Genomic DNA, 214 nt, shown 5'->3' with positions numbered 1-214 from the left:
GGCACGCTGAGCGCGCCCACGGCGAACGCCGAGCGCACGGTCTGGACGGCGATCTTCACGCCCACGGCCAACACCAGCGCGCCGACGAACACCCTCCGTGCGAACCTCAGCGGCGTGGCCGACGACGCAGGCAACGCCGGGACCGGCAGCGCCATCAGCACCAACTACTCCGTGGATACCGTGCGCCCCACGGCGACCATCGCGCTGGCCGACA

The 214-nt window shown here is 72.0% G+C and carries 1 protein-coding gene; it reads left to right on the top strand.

The window, feature by feature from the left end; all coding sequences use genetic code 11:
- On the top strand, positions 1-214 hold a 214-nt coding region (locus tag VTU_RS33805), incomplete at both ends, for an Ig-like domain-containing protein (RefSeq protein WP_010107070.1).

The organism is Verminephrobacter aporrectodeae subsp. tuberculatae At4, from assembly GCF_000193225.1.
GTDB classification, from domain to species: Bacteria; Pseudomonadota; Gammaproteobacteria; order Burkholderiales; family Burkholderiaceae_C; genus Acidovorax; species Acidovorax aporrectodeae.
This window is presented reverse-complemented; position numbering and strand designations above follow the sequence as displayed.